This is a genomic window from Candidatus Nitrosocaldus islandicus (assembly GCF_002906215.1).
In the GTDB taxonomy this organism is placed as follows: Archaea; Thermoproteota; Nitrososphaeria; order Nitrososphaerales; family Nitrosocaldaceae; genus Nitrosocaldus; species Nitrosocaldus cavascurensis.
Map to the genome: position 1 here is coordinate 486105 of NZ_CP024014.1, position 20527 is coordinate 506631.

Annotated in this window: 22 protein-coding genes and 1 tRNA gene; 6 read left to right on the forward strand and 17 right to left on the reverse strand. The window is 42.0% G+C overall.

Annotated features, from left to right (window positions below; all coding sequences use genetic code 11):
* Nucleotides 1-47 precede the first annotated feature (47 nt).
* The 3 genes from CRG89_RS02600 to dph5 form a co-directional block, all read right to left on the reverse strand.
* Nucleotides 48-665 (reverse strand): FAD synthase family protein, encoded by a 618-nt coding sequence (locus CRG89_RS02600; protein ID WP_103287883.1) that lies wholly within the window; start codon nucleotides 663-665, stop codon nucleotides 48-50.
* Nucleotides 666-719: 54 nt separating this feature from the next.
* A complete protein-coding gene (locus CRG89_RS02605) occupies nucleotides 720-1112 on the reverse strand; it encodes a hypothetical protein (protein WP_103286805.1) in 393 nt (130 codons plus the stop codon).
* Between the two features lie 76 nt (nucleotides 1113-1188).
* Entirely contained in the window at nucleotides 1189-2307 is a 1119-nt protein-coding gene (gene dph5 / locus CRG89_RS02610) for a diphthine synthase (protein ID WP_103286806.1), read from the reverse strand.
* A 79-nt stretch (nucleotides 2308-2386) separates the two neighbouring features.
* Here dph5 and CRG89_RS02615 point away from each other — a divergent pair, with 79 nt between their 5' ends.
* On the forward strand, nucleotides 2387-3457 hold the full coding sequence (locus tag CRG89_RS02615) for an inositol-3-phosphate synthase (RefSeq protein ID WP_103286807.1): 1071 nt from the start codon (nucleotides 2387-2389) through the stop codon (nucleotides 3455-3457).
* 66 nt (nucleotides 3458-3523) lie between these two features.
* Here CRG89_RS02615 and CRG89_RS02620 read toward each other — a convergent pair whose 3' ends face one another.
* Nucleotides 3524-4384 carry a carbon-nitrogen hydrolase family protein gene (locus tag CRG89_RS02620; RefSeq protein WP_103286808.1) on the reverse strand — a complete coding sequence of 287 codons (861 nt, stop codon included), beginning with the start codon at nucleotides 4382-4384 and terminating at the stop codon, nucleotides 3524-3526.
* Nucleotides 4385-4498: 114 nt separating this feature from the next.
* On the opposite strand from CRG89_RS02620, the gene CRG89_RS02625 reads away from it, so the two are divergent.
* Entirely contained in the window at nucleotides 4499-8380 is a 3882-nt protein-coding gene (locus CRG89_RS02625) for a chromosome segregation SMC family protein (protein WP_103286809.1), read from the forward strand.
* Between the two features lie 80 nt (nucleotides 8381-8460).
* On the opposite strand, the gene CRG89_RS02630 is transcribed toward CRG89_RS02625, so the two are convergent.
* Genes CRG89_RS02630 through CRG89_RS02635 form a run of 3 tightly spaced genes read right to left on the reverse strand, consistent with a single transcriptional unit; the run spans nucleotide 8461 to nucleotide 10788 of the window.
* Nucleotides 8461-9201, reverse strand: a complete 741-nt coding sequence (locus CRG89_RS02630; protein ID WP_197706596.1) for a nucleotidyltransferase family protein — start codon at nucleotides 9199-9201, stop codon at nucleotides 8461-8463.
* Nucleotides 9188-9310, reverse strand: coding sequence for a hypothetical protein (locus tag CRG89_RS09095; protein ID WP_269459680.1), 123 nt, complete (start codon nucleotides 9308-9310; stop codon nucleotides 9188-9190). The genes CRG89_RS02630 and CRG89_RS09095 overlap by 14 nt, the downstream gene beginning before the upstream one ends.
* A complete protein-coding gene (locus CRG89_RS02635; RefSeq protein ID WP_103286810.1) occupies nucleotides 9307-10788 on the reverse strand; it encodes a bifunctional hydroxymethylpyrimidine kinase/phosphomethylpyrimidine kinase in 1482 nt (493 codons plus the stop codon). Before CRG89_RS02635 ends, CRG89_RS09095 begins: the two co-directional genes overlap by 4 nt.
* Nucleotides 10789-11022: 234 nt before the next feature.
* Here CRG89_RS02635 and CRG89_RS02640 point away from each other — a divergent pair, with 234 nt between their 5' ends.
* Complete coding sequence (locus CRG89_RS02640; RefSeq protein WP_103286811.1) at nucleotides 11023-11859, forward strand: phospholipase D-like domain-containing protein; 837 nt, start codon at nucleotides 11023-11025, stop codon at nucleotides 11857-11859.
* A 707-nt stretch (nucleotides 11860-12566) separates the two neighbouring features.
* On the opposite strand, the gene CRG89_RS02645 is transcribed toward CRG89_RS02640, so the two are convergent.
* Nucleotides 12567-12755, reverse strand: a complete 189-nt coding sequence (locus CRG89_RS02645) for a hypothetical protein (protein WP_103286812.1) — start codon at nucleotides 12753-12755, stop codon at nucleotides 12567-12569.
* Nucleotides 12756-12842: 87 nt separating this feature from the next.
* Here CRG89_RS02645 and CRG89_RS02650 point away from each other — a divergent pair, with 87 nt between their 5' ends.
* Nucleotides 12843-13049 (forward strand): hypothetical protein, encoded by a 207-nt coding sequence (locus CRG89_RS02650; RefSeq protein WP_148695249.1) that lies wholly within the window; start codon nucleotides 12843-12845, stop codon nucleotides 13047-13049.
* 85 nt (nucleotides 13050-13134) lie between these two features.
* A complete protein-coding gene (locus tag CRG89_RS02655; RefSeq protein WP_103286814.1) occupies nucleotides 13135-13842 on the forward strand; it encodes an endonuclease NucS domain-containing protein in 708 nt (235 codons plus the stop codon).
* Nucleotides 13843-14139: 297 nt separating this feature from the next.
* On the opposite strand, the gene CRG89_RS02660 is transcribed toward CRG89_RS02655, so the two are convergent.
* From CRG89_RS02660 to trxA, 6 genes are all read right to left on the reverse strand, one after another.
* The gene (locus tag CRG89_RS02660; protein WP_103286815.1) at nucleotides 14140-14475 is read right to left on the reverse strand and encodes a hypothetical protein; all 336 of its coding nucleotides are present in this window, start codon (nucleotides 14473-14475) and stop codon (nucleotides 14140-14142) included.
* Between the two features lie 272 nt (nucleotides 14476-14747).
* Entirely contained in the window at nucleotides 14748-14960 is a 213-nt protein-coding gene (locus tag CRG89_RS02665; RefSeq protein WP_148695247.1) for a hypothetical protein, read from the reverse strand.
* Nucleotides 14961-15160: 200 nt separating this feature from the next.
* Nucleotides 15161-15284: transfer RNA gene (locus CRG89_RS02670), tRNA-Ala, on the reverse strand.
* Nucleotides 15285-15376: 92 nt separating this feature from the next.
* Nucleotides 15377-15826 (reverse strand): zinc ribbon domain-containing protein, encoded by a 450-nt coding sequence (locus CRG89_RS02675; RefSeq protein WP_103286817.1) that lies wholly within the window; start codon nucleotides 15824-15826, stop codon nucleotides 15377-15379.
* Between the two features lie 206 nt (nucleotides 15827-16032).
* Nucleotides 16033-16620: a zinc ribbon domain-containing protein gene (locus CRG89_RS02680; RefSeq protein ID WP_103286818.1), complete on the reverse strand. Its 588-nt coding sequence runs from the start codon at nucleotides 16618-16620 to the stop codon at nucleotides 16033-16035.
* Nucleotides 16621-16735: 115 nt separating this feature from the next.
* Nucleotides 16736-17065, reverse strand: coding sequence for a thioredoxin (gene trxA, locus CRG89_RS02685; protein WP_103286819.1), 330 nt, complete (start codon nucleotides 17063-17065; stop codon nucleotides 16736-16738).
* A gap of 94 nt (nucleotides 17066-17159) precedes the next feature.
* Here trxA and CRG89_RS02690 point away from each other — a divergent pair, with 94 nt between their 5' ends.
* On the forward strand, nucleotides 17160-17843 hold the full coding sequence (locus CRG89_RS02690; RefSeq protein WP_103286820.1) for a hypothetical protein: 684 nt from the start codon (nucleotides 17160-17162) through the stop codon (nucleotides 17841-17843).
* A gap of 26 nt (nucleotides 17844-17869) precedes the next feature.
* Here CRG89_RS02690 and CRG89_RS02695 read toward each other — a convergent pair whose 3' ends face one another.
* The 3 genes from CRG89_RS02695 to CRG89_RS02705 all read right to left on the reverse strand — a co-directional run bounded on the left by CRG89_RS02695 (nucleotide 17870) and on the right by CRG89_RS02705 (nucleotide 20505).
* On the reverse strand, nucleotides 17870-19507 hold the full coding sequence (locus CRG89_RS02695; RefSeq protein ID WP_103286821.1) for an acetate--CoA ligase: 1638 nt from the start codon (nucleotides 19505-19507) through the stop codon (nucleotides 17870-17872).
* Nucleotides 19508-19616: 109 nt separating this feature from the next.
* On the reverse strand, nucleotides 19617-19898 hold the full coding sequence (locus tag CRG89_RS02700; RefSeq protein WP_103286822.1) for a hypothetical protein: 282 nt from the start codon (nucleotides 19896-19898) through the stop codon (nucleotides 19617-19619).
* Between the two features lie 22 nt (nucleotides 19899-19920).
* Complete coding sequence (locus CRG89_RS02705; protein WP_148695246.1) at nucleotides 19921-20505, reverse strand: hypothetical protein; 585 nt, start codon at nucleotides 20503-20505, stop codon at nucleotides 19921-19923.
* Nucleotides 20506-20527: the final 22 nt, after the last annotated feature.

Genomic DNA, 20527 nt, shown 5'->3' on the forward strand with positions numbered 1-20527 from the left:
TTACTTACTTGCTTACTGCTTGCTTACATACGTACGTATATAGCATATTATATTGTGTATATGGATGATCCCAACTCTGCCTTTATCATGGAACTCTTGAGATCTGGTATAGGGGATGTTAGCCTTACTATATGCGCCTTCAAACCCCTCCTCTGACACTCCTTGCTTATGAACTGCTCTTCATGCACCTGATCATAGCCTAGAGCAATTATATCAGGCTTGATAAGCTCCACGGTCTTGAATATATCACTCTCATGCCCTATCATTGCTAGATCCACAAAGCGAATGGATGCTACCAGTTCCCTCCTCTTACCCTCATCATGCAATGGCTTCTTGCCCTTGAGCCTCGCAACTGTAGAGTCCCTTGCTATAACAACTACCAACACATCGCCTAAGCTCTTTGCTGCCCTTAACGTATGTATATGTCCTGGATGTATTATATCGAACACCCCTCCAGTGAGCACTACCCTTATCGCACTCCTCCCAAGCTCTGTAAGCATACCATCCTTGATCATGCCAAGGGATTCTAACCTCCTCCTATGCTCTGCAACCACATACAGATTATGATGATCTAGTATCTCATTTATGGGAGTACCAATTCCAGCCCTCTTAACCACATCCTCTATGTAAAGGGATGCAAGTATGCCTTTATCTATCGCATCCATCCCAAGCCAACCCTTCTTCACTGTAAAGATAATAAAAGTTATTTGCCTTCCCTTTTACTGGTATCTATCTACAACATCCTGTAGAAAGAGCTGTAGATTCTCCCTTAACCTCTTATCCTTCTTTAGATAGTATCTAGCCTGCCTTATCCCTTCCTCAGTCTTCCTATGCAACTCCTCCCTAACCTTCCTGCTAAGGTCATTCCCAACAACAGGTATCCATGAGAAGTCTGGTGCGTTCTCCCTAACTATCTTGTGCACCACTGGGTTCACTATAAGTTCCATGAGCCTATCTATATCCCCATCCAGTTCATCTAGGTTTACCTTTCTCCTTACCTTCTTACTCTCAAGGTAAGCATTGAGTACAGGGTAGATCTCATCGTACAGAGAGCCTAATTTTGCTCTAAGGAATGTAAGGAGGTCCTTGTACGAGTTAACTGCCTTATCCATCAGGATCGTCATTTGAGCCTTGCTATATCATACCATAATATAAGTTTAGAGCAACTGATTATTATTTATTGTACTATCAGGTAATTGTGCTCTTCTTGCTTTCCCATGGATCTATATCCCTAAGGTACCTTAATGCATCTATAAGCCCTTCAGCATAACCTAGTGCTAAGATTGCATTCTCATACCTGTGCTCTCTAGCAAACCTCTCAGCATCACTCAGGTAGTACTCTGCATTATCTATCATATCCTTTATCCTTTCAATAGTATCATCTTTATCCTTATCCTTAGCCTTATCCCCAGCACTACCTTTAGCATGCATGATGTACTCTCTAGCCCTAGATAGTGCATTGTATGCCCTTGCTATGTAGTTTGGGAGCATCATCTCAGCCCTTGCCCTAACCCTCTTACTATTATCTATAGGCTCATCTAGTAGCATTACAGATGCCCTTAGAGCTTCAACCTCAGTGAAGTGTAGTGAGCCTGTAACTATAAGTGTGTGGGGGGGTTCTCCAAACCCATGCTCATCACTATACTTAAGCAGTGAGCCTATTCTGCCACCAACTATACCCATATCCTCCATACCAACCCTTGATGCAACTATTGCAAATGTATCCTCATCTATGGCATTCATACGCTCTCTTGCCTCACAATCAAGCAGTAGCCTAAGTGCAGAATCTACAGCAAGGAAGTAGCCATGCTCCTGATCATACTCGAGTAGCAGTAGTGTATGGTTCATCTGCATAAGGTTGCTGTAGATAGCATAGTATGTGCTTGTATTTGCTATAGGGTTTGATACTACAGTTGCTACCCTCCCTAACTTGTACACATGTAAGCCACACTCACCTAGGGCTGCTGTTACTATGGATGATGAGTGTATAACCTTGCATGCTATCCCTGAGCTCCTTGCCCTTACAAGAAGTTCTATATGCGTTGTTGCAATTAGGGGATCACCATATGCTAAGAGCACAACATCCCCTGCTCTAGCCTCATCTAGTATCCTTCTACCATCCTCAACAAACCATCTATGAACCTCAACTACATCATCCCTTAGAGCCCTTAAGGCATCGATATCCCTACTCTTAACAGGGCTTGTGTATGCCTCAACATACACCTTGTCTGCATCCTTTATAGCCTCCATAGCCTCTATACTCAAACCCTTGTAACCATGAATACCCATACCAACAAGTATCAGCATACAATGAAGGATAGAATGAATGATGTAATAAAATGGTTTAGAGAGGAAAGTTTATTTCTAATCCAGTACTACCCCTAACATGCGTAAGAAGGTAAGGGTTGCGATAGCAGGTGTTGGTAACTGTGCCTCAGCCCTAATTCAAGGCACAAGGTATTATGCACAGGCACATGAGGATGATGCTACAGGGCTTATAGCCTATAGCCTTGGAGGTATAGAGCCAGGGGATATAGAGTTCGTTGCTGCATTCGATGTTGCTGAGAACAAGGTAGGCAAGGACCTTGCTGAGGGGATATTTGAGGAGCCTAACAACACACTGAAGGTTTGTGATGTTGAGAGATTAGGTGTAAAGATAGAGAAGGGAGAGGTGCATGATGGGATAGGGAGGCATCTAAGCAATATAGTGAAGGTATCGAGCGAGGCTCCAGTTGATGTAGCGAAGAGGCTTGAGGAGGTCAAGGCAGATGTGCTAATAAACTATCTACCTGTTGGTAGCGTCAAGGGTACTATGTACTATGCTGAGCAGGCACTCAAGGCTCATACATGCTTCATAAATGCCATGCCAGTATTCATAGCATCTGATGAGAGATGGCAGAGCAGGTTTGTAGAGCAATGTTTACCAGTAGCAGGGGATGATGTTATGAGCCAGTTGGGCGCAACTGTATTGCATAAGACACTCATCAAGCTACTTGTTGATAGAGGGGTTAAGGTTGAGCATACATACCAGTTGAACATAGGAGGGGATGCAGACTTTTACAACATGCTTGATGAGGAGAGGCTTGAGCAGAAGAGGGAGAGCAAGGCAAGTGCAGTTAGAGCAATGCTCCCTTATGAGGTGCCAATGCGCATAGGACCTAGTGATTATGTACCATTCCTTGCAAATGAGAAGGTCTGCTACATACACATAAAGGGTAGGTACTTCTGCAATGTACCATTGGAGATAAATGTTAAACTCAACGTTATAGATGCATTCAATAGTGCTGGAGTCATGATAGATGCTGTTAGGGCAGCAAGGATAGCACTGGATAGAGGTATCTCTGGTCCACTGGTGAGTGTATCTGCATACTGCTTCAAACACCCTCCAGTACAGATGCCATACAACGAGGCAAAGCAAGCATTCATGGAGTTCGTTCAGGGCAAGAGGGATCGGTAAGTGAGTTGAGTTAGATAGTAGGGAGGTAGGGAGGGGAGGGTTATAGCCCCTTATTATATTGTGATATTAGATGATGTAATAATCATCATCCCTCAACTCCATCATCCTTGCCTTTCTTAATGTTCTACTCAACTCCACATCTATATCACTTATAAGTACATGCTCTCCAGCAGATGCTACCACTACATAAGGTAGTACTATATCCAATGACTCATTACGTACTAGATCAACTATTATGCTCATCCCTCCATACTCCTTACTGCATAGGTTTGGTGCTACCACAGGAGTCCTGTTCTCCAGTGCTCTAGCCTTAACATATATCTGCCATGGCTCAATGCCCTCATTCACTATCTTTGATGGGAAGAAGAGTATATCTGCGCCATTCCTTGCTGCAAGCCTTGCAACTTCAGGGAATACAACATCATGGCATATACCTATCCCAAACCTTACACCATTATGCTCGAATATCCTTATCCTCCTTCCTGGCTTCACCATACTCAACTCCCTACCAAATGGGTGGAGTTTGAATTGTCTACCAACTATGCTACCATCTGCACCTATAACTGGGGCTGAGATGTATATGCTTCTAGCAACAGTATTGCTATTGCTATTGCTGCTACTACTACCACCACTGCTACTGCTACTACCAGCACTCTCATCGCCATGAATATGCATGCCTTCGCCATCATCCTCATCAATATACTCAAAGAACGCCCCTGCTATAACAACCATGTTATGCTCCCTTGCCACATCCTGTATTGGCTTAAGTTCATCTATGCTCTCTAGATGCTTTGGGTACCACTGCTCTGGTAAGCATACTATCTCAGAGTTTGCTGCACCAACCTGCTGTAATAGCTTTACAGCATGCTCCATTGCATCATCTGGACTATCCTTCAACTCCAATTGAAGGAGTGCTACCCTTGTCATACCAACATATAATCCAATGATAATTAATTTATTACTATCTATCCCCTTCCTTTTCAAGAAGCATAAAAATAGTTCACCCCCACCTATTTATTCAAGCATGAGAGGTAAACATCCATGGTATATATAAGGAAGATTGAGATATCTGGCTTCAAATCATTTGCTAGGAAGAGCACAATCCTAAACCTTGATAGAGGGCTTGTATGCATAACAGGACCAAATGGTTCTGGTAAGAGTAACATACTTGATGCTATAGCATTTGTTCTTGGGGAGAATAGTGTAAGAGCACTCAGGGTAGATAGGTTACAATCCCTCATACATGATAGTAATGGTAGAAGTGCTAGAGAAGATGATGGGATTGTTGATGATGGTGATAAGGGGAAGGGAGGGGAAGAAGGAGGGAGAGAGAAGGATGATGTTGATGGTGATGAGATGGTTAAGATAAGGAAGGATAGGGATGGTAAGAGGAGGGCTGTTAAGGTTAGCATAACTTTCGATAACAGCGATAGAAGGATACCAATGGACTCAAATACAGTAACCATAGCAAGGGAGATGTATGAGAATGGAGAGAACCAGTACTACCTTAACGGTAAGCGTGTAAACAAATCAACCATAACAAACCTGCTTGATGTTGCACTTGCCACACCTAACAAGTTGAATATAGTGCAGCAAGGCATGGTCATGCGTATAGCAGAGCTCAACCCTGAGGAGAGGCGCAGGATAATAGAGGAGATAATAGGCTTATCGTACTTCGATGAGAAGAAGGAGGAAGCTATGAAGCAGTTGGCAGAGGCGGATAGGAGGCTTGAGGTTGCACTTGCAAGGATGGGTGAGATAAGGAGCAGGATAGATGAACTTGAGCAGGAGCGTAATGATCAGTTGAGGCTTGAGTTCCTTGCAAGGGAGATAGAGAGGCTCAAGCATATACAGATGAGGGATATGCTCAAGCATACAAGGGAGAGGCTTGATGAACTTGAGAACATCATAAGGCAGAGGAAGGGGGAGGTTGAGAGTATAAGCAAGAGCATAGAGGATCTTAGGAGTAGGATAACTACTCTTGAGGAGGAGAGGAGCAGGTTCATAAGGCAGGTTGAAGAAGCATCAAAGGCAAAGGCTGAGATAAGTAGGCAATTATCCAGCATGATAATGAGGGTTGAGCAGTTAAAGGCTATGCTTAATGCAAATCAGAACAGGATAGTAATGGTGGGGAAGAGCATTCCCATGCTCATAAGGGAGAAGGATGCTCTTCTAGCAAGAGTTAAGGCTATTGAGCAGGAGGTTAACGGGCTGAAGGATGCACTTGATAGGCTCATTCAAGAGAGGGAAAGGGTTGAGGAGGAGATGAGTAGTGTGAATAGCAGGTTAAGCATGTTAAGCAAGGATTACTCTAGCAAGAGGGAGGAGGAGAAGAGCGTAGAGGATGAGGTTAAGAGGCTTGTAGATGGCTACTCAAGCATAGAGTTGAAGATAGCATCGCTGGAGGAGAGGATGAAGGTATCAAGAGAGAGTATAGTGGCACTACAGGGGAGGAATGAGAAGATGCTTGAGGAGATGAGCAATCTAAACCAACTGCTCTCGAGGCTAGCAAGCAGGAGGGCTGAGTATGCTGAGGAGTTGGATAGGCTTAACGATGCGATGGCCAAGGCAGAGGCAAGGAGGATGAGGCTGGTTAAGCATGTTGATGTAGCATCAAGCATAGTAGAGAGGGCTGAGTATGTTACAACAAGGTATCAGGCAGAGATTGATGTAGCTATGCAGGGAGAAGATGGTACAATAGCAAGGTTGATGGAGAGTGTAGGGGATACTGCTGATAGGTTTGGGATAGTTGGTATGCTTCAAGGTCTAATAACATGGGATGCAAGGTATGATAGGGCTGTTATGGCTGTTGGCTCTAACTGGTTGAAGGCATTGATAGTTAGGGATGTTGGTTCCATGATTAAAGTGCTTGAGCATGTAAAGAGTTCAAGACTGACAAGGGTTACAATCATACCTCTTGATATGGTTGTTGAGTGTGAAGAGATCAAGAGTATAAGGCTTAGGAGGAGAGGTAGTAGTAATAGTAGTAATAGTGATGGTGGTAGTGGTTATGGTTATGGTGATGATGATGGTGGTGAAGGAGGCAAGAGCAAGAATGCATATGCTAATGATGATAGTCATAGAGAAGGGGGTTATAACAGTACTGATGCCAATAAGGCTGCTGATACTGAAGGTAAGGCTAACAGCATAAGTAACTATGAGCAGATACTGCACCCATTATCACACTTCATAACATCAAGGTATAGGGGTCTTGTGAACTTCATATTTGGTGATACCATCCTAGCATACTCTAGGGATGATGCTATAATCCTAGCAAGAAGGGGCTATAGAGTGGTTACCATAGATGGAGAGTTCTTTGAACCTAGCATCAAGGCAGCAACGCTAGATATCAACACAAGGGTAAGCGATGTAATAAGAATGATAGCAAGGAGTAGATCTCTCAAGGAGTTAAGGGATGCTATATCACTGCTAAAGCAGGTTATAGAGAGGAAGAGGGAGGAGGTAAAGAGCATCGATGCAATGATGCAGGATATTGAGGGGAAGAGGAGAGCAATAATCACTGATATAGCAAAGATAGATGCAGAGATTGAGCAGGTTAAAGGCACACTTGCTAGAGGTGAGCAGATGATCAAGGATAATAACGATAGGATTGAAAGGCTAGGGGAAGAGATGCTTGTAATGCAGGAGCAGATCAACACACTCATATCTGAGCGCTCTACACTGAAAACGAAGATCTCTACTCTGAGAGAACGTATGAATGCTTTAGGTGAGGATAAGGATAGGTTAGAGAAGGCTATGGAGGAGGTGAGTAGTGTTAAGAGCATGCTTGTAACCAAACTTGAGCAACTAGAGAGGGAGAGGAGGAGTCTTATGAGCAGTATATCAGCAAAGAACTCAGAGAGGGATAGCATGCAAAGGCGCATAGAGGATATAAGGAAGGGTTTAGAGCAGGCAAAGGCAGATGCAAGAGAGAGTGCTCAGATTGTGAGGAGATGCAGGGATGAGTTGGATGCTCTAACAGAGGAGTTGAGGGTTATGAGGGATAAGGAGCAGGAAGTTATAGATGCATCATCCTCATCACTTACAAGGCTTCAAAGGTATGATGAGGAGTTAAGGTCGTTGCTGAGCGATGAGAAGAGGTTAAGCAAGCAACTATCAACGCTTGAGAGGGAGTTGGTACTCTACAGCAAAGAGTACAATGATCTTAAATCAAAGGAAGAGAGTCTGATTAGAGAACTTAATAACAATGGATATGGACATTATAATAACAATAATGATGATGAGTATGGATATGATGGCTCTTATATCAACAACATTCTGAAGGGGTTGGAGGAGGAGTACAATATGCTCAAGAGCAATGTAAACCAACTTGCAAACAGGAGTTACATACAACTAATAGATGGATATAGAGGCATGTCTGAGAAGAAGAACCAACTTGAGGAGGAGAGGAATGCCATAGTAAGGTTCATAGAGCAGATAGAGGGGGAGAAGAGGCAACTCTTCCTCGATGCATTCAGCAGGGTTGATAGAGAGGTTAGGAGCATATTTGCTACCATGACTGATGGTGCTGGTGCAGCATGGCTTGAGATGGATGATGCTGATGGCAATGGGGATATCTTCTCCTCTGGTCTAACATTCATTGTGCAGTTCCCAAACAAGCCTGCTAGAGAATCTAACTCGTTGAGTGGGGGAGAGAAGACCATAGCAGCAATAACATTCCTTCTAGCATTACAATCACTCAAGCCAGCACCATTCTACCTATTCGATGAGATAGATGCCCATCTTGATAGTGTTAATACAGAGAGGTTGAAGAGGATAATAAGGGAGAGGGCTAATATAAGCCAGATAATAATGGTAACTCTAAAGGATGCCCTGGTTGCAAGTGCAGATATGATATATGGTGTGTATGCAAGGGATGGTGTATCACAAGTTATAAGGTATAGGATACCTATAGCAAGATGAAGAAGGATTAGCAATGTTAATCATGCAGAATACATGCATCAATCAGTAACAGTTAAACAGATGAGCAGAGAAGAGCAAGATTAAACATCTCCAAGCCTCTCAACATACTCTCTATATGCATCCATGTATGCCTTCTCATTACCTATATCCCAGAACCTTCCATCTATCCTGTATGCATAGATGCTCCTCCCTCTTGCCATAGCATCCATGAATACCCTGTTCATGCTGCTAACCTCACCCTTTGGTATCAACCCTAGCACATCCCTCTCCATTACATAGCATCCTATATTTATCAACCCTTTAAACTCTGGTTTCTCCCTCCATGCTATAACTCTGTTAGCATCATCAACATCCATGAACCCATAATCAAGCCTTGCTGTATACTGCATAACAGCCATAGTTGCTATAGTGCTATGATCCTCATCAAGTTTTGCATTGTGAGCATCAACCATATCATTCAGGTTGAACTCGTATAGAGAGTCTCCATACAGGCATATGAACCTGTCATGATTTGAGAGTAGATGTTCAGCACTCTTCAACTGACCAGCAGTACCCAATGGTCTATCTGCTCTAGCATACTCTATCTTAACATTAAGCATGCTACCATCACCAAAGTAGTTCTCTATAACCCTGCCTAGATAACTTATGCATACTATTATATGCATTATCCCATTAGAGCGTAACCATTCTATCGTATGTTCAAGCAATGGCTTGTCTGCAACTGGAAGCATTGGTTTTGGCATAACAAGTGTTAATGGGTGAAGTCTTCTACCAAGTCCTCCAGCAAGTATAACTGCAACATCAACTCTATTGCTCATCATAACCAGTTCTTACCCTTCTCTCTCTTACTCTCTCTATTCTACCTCCCTCTCTTCCTTTCCCTATCCCCATCTTAGCCCACCCATCCATCCTCTTCCCTATCCTCCTCATTCTTTAACTGAACCTTTACGATCTTTATACCTAATGAGTATGCTAATTACCTTGTTTACAACATCCATGGGGTCATGGCCAAACACTATCATCATAGGCTCCTTACCCCAATCCCCTGTATGGTATACAACATCTGGCACCCTTGATGCTGATGATATTACTGCTTGTTCTATACCCCATTTCACGCTCATACCTTCCATCTTCTTGATATGCTCTGGCTCCTTGCTTCTATCATAAGATGCTATGCTAAAGCCTAAACCCTTGCATATATCAAGTATTGCATCATCATACCTTATGTTCATTGCAGATCTTATGCTAGCATTGTATCTCATCGCTGTTACTACTGCATCTGCAACATGCTTTGATGCACCATAGCGTATAGGTCCTGCTGCTCTAGCATACTCATAGTGGTGATACTTATTACATTTGCTATGATAATAACCATGCTCATATCTAACTATTCTACCAGTTATGCCAGCAACATCATCACGAGATTCTGCTCCTGCTTTAGCAAATACTAGATTGCTCTGCGACTCTGGTATGAGAAGAGCAATGCCATTGGTGAACTGAAGTATATCTATTGCTCTCCTAAGGGTTGTTATAACATCATCGCTATCATAATTACCAATAGATTCATTACCTATCAATGGTATTCTTGTAGAACCATCTATACTTGAGGAGTTAATTATAGCAATGTGCGTAAAGATACTTGCTATCCTAACTGCTGATACAAGATCATTACCCTTTGCCAACTCCGCTGCTATTGCTGCTGAGAATATAGTGCCAGCACCATGCAACCTTGAACCTTCAATCCTTCTATTTGTGAACCTATAGAACCTGCCATGATGGTAGAGTAGATCAGTAACATACTCACCATCATAATAATAATAATCATCACCACCACTATTCTTCTTCCTCCTCCTCAATCTACCCCCTTCTCCCTTCTTCACATGTCCACCTTTTATAACAACGCTCTTTGCTCCTAGAGATGATATCTTCTCTGCTGCTCTACACACATCATCGTAACTCCTTATCCTAATAGATGATAACCATTCAGCCTCCATTAGATTTGGTGTTATGATAGTTGCCAAAGGTACTATCTTCTCCATATAGTATGATCTTGCATCTCTCTTGAGTAGGTATCTACCACTGCCTGCCCTAAGTACTGGGTCAACAACAACACCAACATTACCATTTGCATGCTTCAATGCATCAGCAACAACATCTATTATGCTCTTGCTGTAGAGCATGCTTATCTTTACTGCTAGCCCATGCACCCCTGAAAGAAGTGCTGATAGCTGTGCCCTTACAACATCAGCATCTATCTGCTTGATCTTGATTATGCTAGATGGGTTCTGTGCTGTAACTGCTGTTATAACACTCATGCAGTACACGCCTAAAGCAGAGCATGTCCTTATATCTGCTTGCACACCAGCACCAGAGCTGCTATCAGAACCTCCTATACTCACTACATACATTAGATAGTTACATATACAGATCAAATATCTACTTATCCACCAATAGAGGTTTATTATAGTATATTCATCAAATGAACGTTTTTCTTATACATAAATGCATAATTTGCGTTAATGTTCATAAAAATATGATATTATAGGCAGATCTGTATGATATATATAACATTTATAATTTACTAATGTAAAATGTGGTTATTACACACTAACTTTAAAAAGTATATAATCGTTAATTTTAGCATGGAAGATGAAGTGCTAAGGGAGGCTTCCAAGGTATTGACAATACTATCGAAATATGATGCCTTGAAGATATTTCTGCAGAGCGTAGAGGGGATAGAGGCAGAGACTGATGCTCCAGAGAAGATAGGCTTGACTAAGAAGCAGTACTACACAAGGCTCAAGCAGTTGGTTGATACTGGGCTGATAGAGAAGAGTAAGGGTAGGTATGTGCAGACTACTCTAGGGAGGATAATCTATGAGAAGGCATTACAGGTGCTCTTTGAGCATGTTAGGAATGCAAAGAAGCTGCAGATGCTTGATGTACTCAAGAGTAGTGGCAAGTTCGATATGGATGAGATCTATAGACTACTCTCAATAAAGGTTGGGGAGGATAAGGCAAAGGTATTCATGGAGTATGGTGAACTTACCAACGTGCTGGTAGAGAAGATGAACAATGCATCCAATGAGGTGTTGTATGCAACAAGGTTCTTCAATGAGCACATCATAAATGAAATCATCGAGCTGCATAAGCGTGGTGTTAATGTGAGGATGATAATAGATAGGATGCTTATAGAGGGACAGAGGGAGAAGGTGGTAAAGCAGGAGTACAAGGAGAGGATGATGGTAACAACTGTACCATTCTATCCAGAGAATGTAGATAGGAAGGTAGCAGATGTACCATTCAGCTTCATGGTTATAGATGGGAGAGAGACATGTATAGAGTTGGTTAATGCAAATAACCCAGAGAGGTTCTATGCAGGAGTGTATGTAAGCGATGAGAATGTTGCCAAACAGATGATAGGTTTATTTGAGACGCTTTATGCTGGTACAGCAATTGCTAGAGCAAATAGGCGATAAGATATTAGGGGAGGAGTATACGTATATAGCAATTGTTATTGTAAAATACTCTATGCATTAATTTGTAGTGGATCCTGTGATATACAATTAGATAATTCAGTGAATCTTCTGGTTCTTGGCTGGTATATTTGGCCTTGTTGTGTTAGACGGTTTCAACTGCCGTCTTTTTCTAGGCCTTCCTATGGCAGAATCTCACATAATAAACAATCAATGATATTCTCTGAAAATAGATATCTATCTATGGTGCAGAAAGTTTATTTTAGCGAAATATTCCGCATCCATATGGGTTAAGCTTCAGACGACGAAAGCGTTCTTAAATAAGTATAAACGCTTGGAAGTATCGTCGTCAATCCGAAATTCTCTTGTTGCACTGGCCAGTATACTTACAGATGTAACTGCTGTTTCCCCCTCGACGAGTGGTCTTTACTCGTCAAAATTTGCTAATTTAAGGACCAAGCGTTCCTCAGTTTTTAATTTATCAAACGAATCAATTATCAGCTTTATATTTCCCAAAATTTTCTTGTTTTGCAGCTCTTGGTAAACTTCATATATTGCTTTAGCTTGGTCCCAATCCAGTATGTCATTTAAACTTTTTCCTTCCTTCTTCGGATAGTGTCAGGATAAGAACCTACTCACAGATTACCTTAATATCTGCAGAGCCTTTCAACATAGCTCCTAATACCAACTATTATGCATATACATTAACCCTAGCCTATATAGAGCAAAACTATACCATTGCCTATATCTACCACTATTATAGGCTTATTACTGCTCCTACTACACCTCTTCAGTACCTTCTTTAAGAAGATAAGGGCATCTATGCTACTTCTAGTATATGAAGCATGTAGAGCAAGTAATTCTTTGCTATCTACATCTATTGCAGCCCATATATACACATCTTTATATTTAACCTTAATTTACTCATCTATAACAGCAATACACCTCCTCCTATACTTACGTTCGTCAATTAGCAAACTTTATGGTTGATGATACCTTATAGCAATCATTACATAGACTTGCTTATAGGCTCAATTGATAGCAAGTTAGAGCATAAGAAACCTTCGTACGGCTACCAAGCAGAATATACACTAATACTGCTAGAACCTTATACACAGCTCTTCTCGTTACGCTTAAAGCAGTTAGAGATCAACTCTGTTATACCTATAGAGATGAATATGAGCATATTTTAAAACAGCTCTCATACTTATCAGGACACTATACTAGCTGCAAGTCAAAACCTTAAATATATGATGATAAAGAGGAATAAACAGGTATATGACTCTAAGTGAAGCCCTTAAAGAGGTATTTACTGAATTGAATAGGATCTCTGCTAAAGAGGTCATTAGAATAATTAATGAGAGATATCCGAATAGGTGGAAGAAAAATACAATTAAGGCTCATTTGTATGGTTGCAGCGTAAATAGACCGTCAGCTTACACGCAACATCCGTATATGCCAAAATTTCTGTTTGATTTGGGTGGAGGAATGTATGAACTATATAATCCAGAAAAGCATGGCAAATACGATAAGGGGTATCCGATTAGCATAAAACCCGCCGAAGCTTCAGGTGAAAAGGAACATGAAGAAGAAAAAATCAGTCTAAGTCTTGAAAGGGATCTGGAAGAGTATATTTCGCGAAACCTTGGACAAATAGAAGAAGGACTTACACTGTATTCTGAAGAAGGCTCTAGTGGACGACAGTATTCTATAGATGTCGGCAGAATAGACTTATTAGCAATGGATAAAGGAGGAAATTTTGTTGTTATTGAATTGAAGGCTGGTTTAGCAACCGATCGTGTTATAGGTCAAGTTTTAGGATACATGCGGTATGTTCGGAAAAACCTAGCCAAAGGGAAAGACGTACGAGGGATAATTGTTGCCGATGATTTTGATGAGAGACTAAAATATGCTGTTGCAGAAATACCTAAACTAAAACTGAAAAAATATATAGTAAAATTTGAATTTCGTGACATAGAAGTATAGAAAGGCGAAATAAAACTTGCCGTTCAAGTTCGAGCTAGTGCACACAGTTAAATGTGCTAACCGTAAAAGACCAGTAAAATTAAATGAGACTGTTATTTCTGGAAATACGAAAAGGTGCTAATTCCAAAATGGAAAATTCATTGGAGTACACTTAGAAAAAGTAAAGGGATATGTTGTTTGGCAACCAATGGTTTGGATGAGAGTATGTTTAGAATGCCACAAAAAGCTCTCAGAAGAGCAGACGCTACGAATTAAAGGACTAATCAAGTGGAAATATTGCAAAATGGTGCATAAAGGCTAGAGATGCCCGACTTGTGGAGCACCATCCTGAATGCGATACATGTCTGGCGGCAGTACGCCCTTGTTTGTACTGTATCTGGCTTCTATGTCATCCTTATGCCCTATAATAAACTGCAAGTAAGGATGGTTTATCTTGTCCTTTGCTATTATCGTGTTTGTGTCAGAGTAAGCCCTCAGCACGTAAGGCCTCCAGCTGAAACCAGTACTTAAAATGATTCCGTGAATATCCTCGTTACAAGGATTGTTCACAAAAAACCTGTTCTTTTTAGCACCTCTGAGATCAAGTCCAAGCAACGGAGAATCCTTACTTCCTTGCTTAACCCGCTCGTCCAAATACTCTTCAATGTATGTTATTGTTTGCTGCGGGACAAAGGTGAAGTATTGGTGTCTGGCCTTGTTTAATCCCCTTCTAACAACCAGTATTGCTGGTACTTTGGCGAATGTTATACTTCATTCACTTTGGCTTCGAAATATTCAAGCCTTATGCCGTCCGTTCCCGTGTAGTTGCCTAGGCTTTGTGGCCTCAACCCACTGAAGGCCATAATGACTATTGAAACCCTTTGCTCTTGGAGTTGCCATCCTAATTCTGTTAAGCTCCTCTTTGCTTAGAATCCTTTCGTTGTATTGACTATTGTTGAAGTTTCATACTCTCCTCTGACATTAACCTTAAGCCTTACATCCAAGCCGTTATAGTTAAACGAGGGATGCAAGGTTTTCTTGAACATTGCAATGTAAGCCTGCTTTGCCTTCCTTCTCCACCCTTCAGACAAATCGGTGAAATCATCCCTGAAAGCCTTGGTCTTCACAACCCTAAGCAAGGCTTTGAGATCCGTCCCATTAAGCTCGCAGTAAACCCCAAGATTTCCTAAGGTAAACAGTGGTCGTCAAATAAGACTTCAGATTATCAAACCAGCGCTGAACATCTCCATCCTCAAGCAAATAAGCGTACTTAGCCCCTCAATCCTTATCAAATAAAGGGAAATAATGTTCCTTGTATAAGGATTCGATTAAAAATAAGTGGACCGGGCGGGATTTGAACCCGCGACCTCTCGCTGACCCCACCAAGCCTGTAAATTTATCTACCTGCTGGTATGGGATCATCCGCGTGCGAGGCGGACATTCTACCGCTGAACTACCGGCCCAGCATCTTTACGATGATATGATGAACCATTAAAGGTTTAACCTAGCATGTTAGGTATTTGTTGTCTAATACGTTATAATCCTCTCATGACAACTACGTCTGTTCTGCCCCGCATTCAATACAGAAACTAGCATACATATCAAGCTTTGTACCACAAGATATGCAGAATTTAAAGTTCTTCTCCTCACCCTCCTCCTTCATACTCCTCTTCCCTACCTCTTCCTCCTCCTCTCTCCTCTGCACTTTATCCTTAACCTTTGAGAAGAGCGTTGTAACAGCCCCAGTAGGAAGGAACTCATCACTCACATCCATCTTGTACTCCTCTCTCCTCTCCTCTATGTAAAGCATAAGTCTAGGCATCCTATGCTTTGGATGCATACCATCATCGTTGGGGCACTTGTCTGCATCCATCTTGCATTCTACATCAACCATCTCTCCAAGCCACTTTGCAAACTTGAGGAGCGTCATCTCTGGTGTAGAGTAGGTTAGGGTATGTAATGACATGTAATCCTCTGCAGCATTCTTTGCGTTGAATACCTTCATGAGAAGATCTATGATCCATTATTATTTATTTTATACTGTAGTATGGTGCATCGCCAACTAATGTATGCATCCTATTCAGCACATGGGAGCATGTTAACAAACAAGCAAACAACCTCTTCCCTCTTCCTCTACCACCATCTGCAAATCAATAATATTTCTAACTACGGCTATTATTCTATACCTCTATAACCTATCTCTCTACTAGGTTATGTTACCTTTCTACTCCTGCCTTTCTTCTTACCCTCTTTCTCCTTCTCCTTATCTGTTTCTTCCTTTGATGCTACAACCTCACTACTGCTACCTTCCCCTTCCTTGCTTACTGCTTCACTCTGCTGTTTCTTACCACACTTTGGACAGAACTTTGCTCTTGCAGGTATTATAGCATTGCAATGGATGCATACCTTTGTATCCTTCTGCACCTCTCTTGCAGGAGGGGTTCTTACTACACCCTGCATGAACTGCTCTATTGATGGAGATGGTTTAACCATTGCCACTGCTGCTGTTGTTGCTGTTGCTGTTGCTGCTGTCTGTCTTGCCTCTTGCTGCTGTTGCTGCCTCTCCCTTCCTATGCTTGCATCAAGCTCAAGTATCACCTTGACCATCAAGAAGCCAAGGGATGAGAACTGTCTAAGGAAATCACCCATTCTTACGAAGTATGCCCTCTCATCCATCTTACCCTCTTGGTAGAGTGTATGTGCATCTAGGAAGGCTTCATAACTGCTCTGAACATCGTTGAGCAAGTTCTTCAACTTATCTACCAATGGTCCACGTGTATTGTAACCAAGTTGACCCATGGGTAGAATTGGATGATGGAATAAATTAAGTGTTTTTATATTTAGCAGTGGTTAGAGCGTCCCTTTAATTATTAATAATTAATAATTACCCATGTAACTACTTACTTGCGTTTAACTAACTCCTCAACGACTCCTCTATGAATCTCCTTATCACATCCTTTGGTGCAGCACCTATATGCTGCCCTACAACCTGCCCATTCTTGAAGAGCAATAGCGTTGGTATACTGTATATCTCATACTCCCTTGCAACATCTTGATTCTCATCAACGTTGAGTTTGAGGAACCTCACCCTTCCATCATACTCACCAGCAAGTTCTTCAAGGACTGGAGCAACCATCCTGCATGGTCCACACCAATCTGCCCAGAAATCAACAAGAACAGGTATGTTGGATTTCAACACATCCTTCTCCCATGACTCTATGCTGGTCTTCTGTACCTTTGTCATGAATGGATAGAAGGGTAACCTATTAATAATTTTTTAGGAATGGGTGATAATATCTTCCATCGTAGAGGTTATATTTAAGGTAGGATAATGTAAAATGTTGATAGCAAGGGTAAAGGGCTCTGGGGGCTACATAGTTGCAGATCTACATGAGGATGAGATAGGCAGAGCAAGGCTTGCTGGGGAACTCTTCATAGGTGCACTGGGCAGGGTTGATGAGGATAGGATACTCTCATACTACTGCAACTCATGCAGTAAGGAGATTGAAGGCTCACCTATAATAAGGAGTGATGAGGCTAGGGAGGAGGTTGCTGAAGGGCATATCCTGCTAGAGCAGGGTGACTATGTATGTAGAGAGTGCAATGCTATAATAGCAAGGTACAAGGTGTTCAACAAGTTAGGTAAAGATCCCAATGCTATAAATGATGTTGATAGGATCAGGCATAACAATTATGTAAGCACTCGTGAAGATGGTATTATGATTGCTGAAGGTAAGAAGAAAGGTGTAAGTCTAAGGAGGGTTATAGAGGATAGGGCTGGTGTATTCTACAAAGGCAATAGGATAGGCTTGATCAAAGATGTGATTGTAATGGATGGGAGGAAGGTCTGGTTATTGATAGAAAAGGATGGTGGTAACTCAAATGATGAACTAGTACCATGGGATGCTGTTGAAGGTATAAAGCATGATGGTGTGAATGTAAAGGGTAAGGTATGTAGTAAGTGCAGGTATGAGAACTCCATCCTTGATGCTTACTGTGCTGAGTGTGGTAACAGACTGTAACAATGTAGCAATAAAAGATAATGTTATTATGTATGCATAGTCCTTAACTCCTTCCTCTTTATCTTCCCTGTATCTGTCTTTGGTAACTCGTTTATGAACTCTATTATCCTTGGATATGCATACTCTGCAAGCCTCTTCCTAACTGACTGCTGTATCTCATCCTTCAGCGCTTCAGATGGCTCATGCCCTGGTTTGAGCACAACATATGCCTTGATCACATGCCCCCTTATCTCATCATGCCATGGCACAACTGCACTCTCAAGCACTGCTGGATGCTGGTTTATTGCTTCTTCAACCTCTGCAGGGCCTATCCTGTATCCTGCTGCCTTGATCAGATCATCTGTCCTTGCAACAAACCATATGAAACCTTCAGCATCCTTGTAGCCATTGTCTCCAGTGTATAACCATCCATTCCTTACCTTCTTTGCAGTATCCTCTTGCCTATTCCAGTAGCCTATGAATGCTACTGGGTTAGGCATCTTCACCGCTATCTCCCCAATCTCATTGGGCTTTGCTATGTTACCATTCTCATCCAGAACCTCAACGATGAACCCTGGCGTTGGCTTCCCTATAGAGCCTGGCTTTGGACCCATGAGAGAGTAGCAGTTTGTAACTATTATGTTTGCCTCTGTCTGCCCATATATCTCGTTCAATGGCACGTTAAGTTTATCCATGCACCATCTAACCAGTTCTGCACCAACTGGCTCCCCAGCACTCCCCAATGCTCTTAATGAGAGGTCATACTCCTTCCTAGGTTCATCCTTGAACTTACGCATCATCCTCAACGCTGTAGGCACTATATATGCACATGTCACCCTGTAACGTTCCATTATGCTGTATGCCCATGCTGGATCGAACTTCCCGCTCCTAGGTGTTACAACAACAGGATAACCAAAGTAGAGTGATGGAAAGAGCACATCCCCTATTGCAGCAACCCAAGCCCATTCTGATGGTGTCCAGAATACATCCCCTTCCCTTGGTGCCATCTCAAGGTAGAGTTGGTAGCATGGTATGCATCCAAGCAGAAAGCTGTGGGGTAGGAGCACACCCTTTGGAAGACCAGTTGTACCTGATGTGTAGAGCATGTGTGCAGGATCTCCTATCCTTGTATCTACTGGCTTGAAGCTTGTTGCGCCATTCTTGAGTATACTGTTAAGATCATAGAACTCATTGCTACTACTGTGCACAGAGAATACCTCTATGTTTAGTCCATCTAGTGCTGGCCTTACCTTATCTTTCAAGGAATCATCAAATACAAGCACTTTTGCACTGCTATCTGTTAGTCTGTACTTTATGGCATCTGTGCCGAAGAGCGTGCTCATGGATAATGCTATTGCACCAATCCTGTACGCTGTTAGCATAGCAACTAGAGCCTCTGGACCTTGAGGTACAAGTATTGCTATCCTATCCCCCTTGCCTATCTTGAGATCTGTTAGCGTATTTGCAAACCTGTTTGACATATTCAAGAGATCTTTGAACCTGTATATCCTTGCACTACCATCGTTACCCTCATAGTACATTGCTATCTTGTTGGTATCTGCATGCTTATCAAGCATCTCAACTCCCATGTTGAAGTACTCTGGCATCTCCCATACAAAGCTCTTGCATAATGCATCGTAACTTGAACAGTCAAACCTTCTTATATCGAAATTAGAGAAGCCCATACCATCTCGCTTGCTAAAATGGTGTAACTGTTAGGTTAATAAACCTTATCAGTAGCATATAGGCTAGAGAGGTAGGGATCATCATCCCCTTCCCTATCTGCCTCTTCCTTCACTTCCCCATTACAGCATCCTTCAGCTCATCAACCCTTGCCAATAACAATGCTATTAACTCCTGAAACTCCTCATCACTTGGATCACGCATGAGTATACGTCTGCTCTGGTAGTAGAATGAGTTGTATATCCTACCAAGGATTATACCCAGTGCTAGGGCATGTTTACCATCCATCACATGTAGTGGGCTTAGTACATCTACAAGCATGTTAACCCTAGCCACATCGCTTATACACTCCTCTATCTTTGAGTTTATAATACTCCTTATTCTCTCATCCATACAATGCTACCTATTTGTATAATCACCTTTTAACCTGTTGCTCAGCTATCAATGCTATGGTATTCGCTTTCTTTGCTAGCATTCTCTGCATCTCCCTTATGCTATTAACGAACCTATACCTAGCCTCCCTCTCATCCTTAGCATTAACTATTACGGAATCAGGTGTAAATATAATATCTTTTACAGTACAATTGCTGAATATAACTGAGAACATACTGACAAAATTCGTAAATATTGCACTATCTCTATACTTGTAGATGATCTTGCCTCTTCCTCTATTCGAATTGGTTGTAGATTGCTCATCACCAATTACTGGCCTTGGATCTATAGGTATGATGAGTTCTGATGATGCTAGACCATTTATGAATGCCTCCATATCATTCTTGACAGTCTCTTCAAGAGCATCTATCTCAGTGTTGATCCTTGCCCTCATGCTCTCAGCATCCTCATCCTCCTGCTGATAGCCTATAAGCCTAGCGAACTCTTGGTCTATCGCCTTATCCCTCATCCTTGCATCGAGATCAGCAAGTTCCTGCCTTAGCCTTGCTATCTTATCCCTGTTCACCTTTATCCTTGCTGCCAGTTCATCAAGGTAGTAGAGGTCCAAATCTAGCAAGGTTTGCTTAAGA